This window comes from Pseudomonas edaphica, assembly GCF_005863185.1.
GTDB classification, from domain to species: domain Bacteria; phylum Pseudomonadota; class Gammaproteobacteria; order Pseudomonadales; family Pseudomonadaceae; genus Aquipseudomonas; species Aquipseudomonas edaphica.
Genome location: NZ_VBVZ01000511.1, coordinates 1 through 4,529, shown reverse-complemented (window position 1 = coordinate 4,529; position 4,529 = coordinate 1). Strand labels below are relative to the sequence as shown.

Below are 4,529 nucleotides of genomic sequence, written 5' to 3'. Positions count from 1 at the left end.
ATTATTATCTAGACAGTGATTCAACCAATCCTGGGCGGTTACCCGCCTATGTGCCTAAGCTTGAGCTCATTCAGGGTGATAAGAAGTATGTTTTACCAACATGGAAGCGGTTCGCTTCAACAGATCATCATCAGATTTTGGAGTTGGTAAAAAACGGACAAGTTATTGCACCATTGCCAATAGCGTCAATGATAGAGGGCATTCTTAGTGGTGATTTTGTCCATATTTTGCCTGAATACAGGATCTCAAGCTGCCCAGCGCTCTATGCGCTATACACTGATCGTGTTTCAATGGTGCCGAAATTGCAAGTGTTTCTAGGGTTTGTTGAAGATGTAATCGCCGACCAAAAAGAACGCGCTGGTCGAGTAGTCGACAATTATTTAAAGCAGCAAACTTGATGGTTTAAAGTGCTCTATCGTTTCATTTTTGAAACGCTTCGTTTCTATAGGGCGTCTTTTCCTGCGTGGTCTTAAAGGTGATAGTAGGTCCTGCATAAAAAGGATAATCACTATGACCACTCTGAATATTTCCTCTCGCGCGTTTGTTCGGTTGTCCGAATTGATTGAATTGCACGCAAGTGAATTTCCGTCCAAAAAAGCAATCATTTTGGGCCAGGAAGAAATTGACTATGGGCAATTACATGACAGCGTACTGAAAATCGCATCCGCTCTTGAGCAGGCTAAAATAGCCCGCGGAAGCGTCATTGCAGTAGTCTCAAATACAAATGTTTCGTCGCTATTGGTTTTTTTGGGCGTCGTGACCGCGGGTTGTGTTGTAGCTCCGATTGCGCCGTCAGGCAGCGTTGAGCAGATCGAAGCAATGATTGAAGATTGTGCTGCACCTATCGTGTTTATCGATTCATTTGCGAAAGATAGACTTTCCATAAAAGGTGTGCAAGTCGTTGAGTTGGAATTGCTGGAAGATTGGATTAATACCTGGCCCGAGAATCGGGATTATGTAGCGCCAAGCGTTAAATCCGGTGAGGCTTTCAATATAATTTATTCGTCGGGTACCACGGGTGTTCCCAAAGGGATCGTTCAAACCCACGGTATGCGCTGGCGCCAAATTGCAGGTTACGCCATTGCGGAGTTTTGCGACGCGGTGACGTTGGTCGCTACACCTTTGTATTCAAATACGACCCTGGTTAGCTTGCTACCGACCCTCGCATATGGCGGTACGGTAGTGCTCATGGAAAAGTTTGACGCAAAGACGTTTCTAATAGAGGCCGAGCGAACGTCTGCAACCCATACGATGCTAGTGCCCATCCAATACCAAAGAATCATGAACTTAACTGACTTTGATAACTTCAATCTCGACAGTTTTCGTTTCAAGTCCTGCACGAGCGCGCCCTTTTCGGCTGAGCTGAAAAGAGATGTTGTCAATCGCTGGCCTGGCGTTTTGGTGGAAGTTTATGGCATGACCGAGGGCGGCGGTGCCTGTCTTCTATTTGCTAACGAGTTTCCGGAGAAACTTCATACGGTCGGACGGCCAGCACCTGGACACGATATTCGTGTTATCGATGAGAACGGAAAAGAGTGTGCGAAGGGAGTGGTTGGAGAGGTCGTTGGTCGATCTAATATTATGATGCAAGGTTATCACGGTCGCGCGGACACTACTGAAGCTGCTTTATGGACCGATTCTCACGGGGATATATTTATTCGTCATGGAGACTTGGGTCGATTTGACGAAGACGGGTTTTTAACGCTCCATGGGCGCTCCAAGGACATGATAATAAGTGGTGGGTTTAATATTTACCCGCCTGATATCGAATCAATAATTCGGCAACATCCAGCTGTCGAGGATTGCGCTGTCATTGGTGTGCCTAGTGATGTTTGGGGAGAAACGCCATTTGCTTTTTTTGTTCTAAAAAGCAGAGTGATTGATTCGTTGAGTCTTATTGAGTGGGTTAACTCGAGAGTAGGTAAAACACAGCGTCTGTCCGGAGGCGAGGTCATCGATGAACTGCCGATCAGTCCGATAGGTAAGGTACTCAAACGGGCGTTGCGCGAGCGATATACAACGCGTGTGATTTCAAGCAAAGGGGTTTGATTTTAATGAGTGCAGAGTTGAAAGGTCGCGTTGCTATCGTCACGGGTGCTGGCGCAGGTTTGGGCCGAGCTCATGCCCATTTCCTAGCTCATCGGGGCGCTCGGGTTGTTGTAAATGATGTGGGCACTGCGGCGCAAAAAGTTGCCGATGAAATTAACGCGCAGGGTGGCGAGGCTATCGCTTTTTTAGGCTCGGTCACTGATGAAGCAAAGATTGCTGAAATGGTTTCACTTACGGTGGAACGATGGGGCAGCATTGATATTTTAATTTGCAATGCGGGCATTTTGCGTGATCGTTCGTTTGCAAAAATGACGCTGGACGACTTCAAGACTGTGCTTGAAGTTCATTTAATGGGAAGTGTTGTTTGTACAAAAGCAGTGTGGGATGTGATGCGTAAGCAGAACTATGGACGCATCGTATTTACAACGTCGTCCTCCGGCCTGTACGGGAACTTTGGTCAAGCTAATTATGGTGCTGCGAAAATGGCGCTGGTGGGGCTGATGCAGACTCTGGCCCTGGAGGGTGTAAAAAACAATATTCTGGTGAACTGTCTCGCTCCTACCGCTTTGACATCAATGACTGATGGACTTCTAGGTCCGCAGGCAAAGCGCGTGCTCAAACCGGAGGCTGTTAGCGCCGTTCTTCTCTCTCTCGTACGCAATGATGCGCCTACTAAAACAATCATATGTGCGGGTGGAGGCAATGTCGCCCGCGCTTACATAACACTGACACCGGGTGTTTACGTAGGTCACTCCGAAGACGCAGCTGATCGGGTAATCGCCAATTGGGCCGAGATCGGTGATCGCGAAAACCAGTTCGTCCCGGAGTCAGGTTTAGAGCAGTCGCAGCAAGAGCTGATTGCGGCATTCCGCCCAAGAATTGTGTGAAGAAAAAAGGATAATTTTTATGCGCGAAGCCGTCATTGTGTCGACTGCTCGAACTCCAATCGGTAAGGCCTATCGGGGCGCTTTCAACGCAACACCCTCTGCGACCCTGGCAGGGCATGCGATCAAGCACGCTGTATTAAGAGCCGGTATTGAGGGCGGGGAAGTAGAAGACGTCATTATGGGATGTTCATTGCAACAGGGCGTTTCAGGCTTGAATATTGGTCGTCTTGCTTCCCTCAGGGCAGGTTTGCCGGTTCAAGTTTCCGGAATGTCTATTGATCGTCAGTGTGGTTCTGGCCTTATGGCGATCGCGACTGCTGCAAAACAGATTATTGTTGACGGAGTTACGATAGCAGTTGCCGGCGGTGTCGAATCCATCTCCATGGTACAAAATGAACACCTGCGAATAGAACCGGATATGGAGCTGTTTGCGTTAAAGAAGACCGCGTACATGCAGATGGTCGAGACTGCGGATATCGTTGCCAGGCGGTATGGTATTAGCAGAGATGAATGCGATGAATACGCTCTTCTATCGCAGATGCGGACTTCGGCAGCTCAGAAAAGTAATTTATTTGACGACGAGATTGTGCCCTTCACTTCCATGATGGCGTACCGAGACATTGAAACGGGCGACGTGTCCTACAAGGAAGTCTTTCTTCAGAGAGACGAAGGCAATCGACCCAACACGACGTTGGAAAGTCTCCAGGGGCTCTACCCTGTCAGCGGACCTGGGAAGAACGTTACTGCCGGAAATGCAAGCCAGCTCTCGGACGGTGCTAGCGCACTTGTACTGATGGAGAGACTTGAGGCTGAGCGCAGAGGCCTACAGCCGTTGGGGCGTTATGTGGGAATGGCAGTCTCTGGGTTGGAACCCGATGAGATGGGAATAGGGCCTGTTTTGGCCATACCAAAGCTATTGAGTCTCAACGGCTTGAAGATGGATGACATCGGCTTGTGGGAGCTTAATGAAGCATTCGCAGTACAAGTGTTGTATTGCCGCGAAAGGCTAGGTATCCCGGGAGATAAACTTAATGTGAATGGGGGCGCTATTTCAATTGGCCATCCGTACGGAATGTCGGGTGCAAGAATGACCGGTCATGCACTGATCGAAGGGCGTCGGCGTGGAGTTAAATACGCGGTAGTTACAATGTGTATTGGCGGTGGCATGGGGGCGGCCGGTTTGTTCGAGGTTTTTTAATTGGGTGAATGTCGCGTGTATATAGGGTGCTACTGCCGGTTGTCTTGTGTGGGGTTTATATGCTGAAGCGGAAAACTAAGAGTAAACGAGTAAGTCTTTTACTTTACCTCGCGCGCATTGTTTTTGGTTGGAAAACAAAAGTCATTTGCGACGCCGTAACGGTGTCCAGGCTTGTTGCGAACCGACAGTATCCGAGTGCCGCGCAAATGCCCTCGCAGCTACGTTCAGCGTGCATAGTGGACGAGTGGGAATTTGATGGGCAAAAAGTGCTTACACTCACGCCCAAGTACGGACATTTCAGGGGCGGGCGTATTATCTACTTGCACGGTGGTGCTTATATAAATCCTTTGATGAAGGCGCATTGGGATATTATAGCGGCGCTTATTGATGTTACT

General features: G+C 48.8%; 4 protein-coding genes and 1 pseudogene. All 5 read left to right on the top strand.

The features are described from left to right. Window positions 1–398: type 2 periplasmic-binding domain-containing protein (locus FEM54_RS34140; protein ID WP_420875328.1), on the top strand; the 398-nt coding region annotated here is incomplete at its 5' end. A gap of 112 nt (window positions 399–510) precedes the next feature. Beyond that, entirely contained in the window at window positions 511–2,049 is a 1,539-nt protein-coding gene (locus FEM54_RS25440; RefSeq protein ID WP_138453536.1) for a class I adenylate-forming enzyme family protein, read from the top strand. Between the two features lie 5 nt (window positions 2,050–2,054). Next, window positions 2,055–2,936: an SDR family NAD(P)-dependent oxidoreductase gene (locus FEM54_RS25435; protein ID WP_138453535.1), complete on the top strand. Its 882-nt coding sequence runs from the start codon at window positions 2,055–2,057 to the stop codon at window positions 2,934–2,936. 19 nt (window positions 2,937–2,955) lie between these two features. Beyond that, window positions 2,956–4,134, top strand: coding sequence for an acetyl-CoA C-acyltransferase (locus FEM54_RS25430; protein ID WP_138453534.1), 1,179 nt, complete (start codon window positions 2,956–2,958; stop codon window positions 4,132–4,134). 59 nt (window positions 4,135–4,193) lie between these two features. After that, window positions 4,194–4,529: pseudogene (locus FEM54_RS34415) on the top strand (hypothetical protein); the annotation flags it as partial.

Bases quoted from the DNA above. Each gene is read 5' to 3' on its own strand.
- FEM54_RS25440 (WP_138453536.1), top strand. From the start codon at position 511: ATGACCACTCTGAATATTTCCTCTCGCGCGTTTGTTCGGTTGTCCGAA.
- FEM54_RS25435 (WP_138453535.1), top strand. From the start codon at position 2,055: ATGAGTGCAGAGTTGAAAGGTCGCGTTGCTATCGTCACGGGTGCTGGC.
- FEM54_RS25430 (WP_138453534.1), top strand. From the start codon at position 2,956: ATGCGCGAAGCCGTCATTGTGTCGACTGCTCGAACTCCAATCGGTAAG.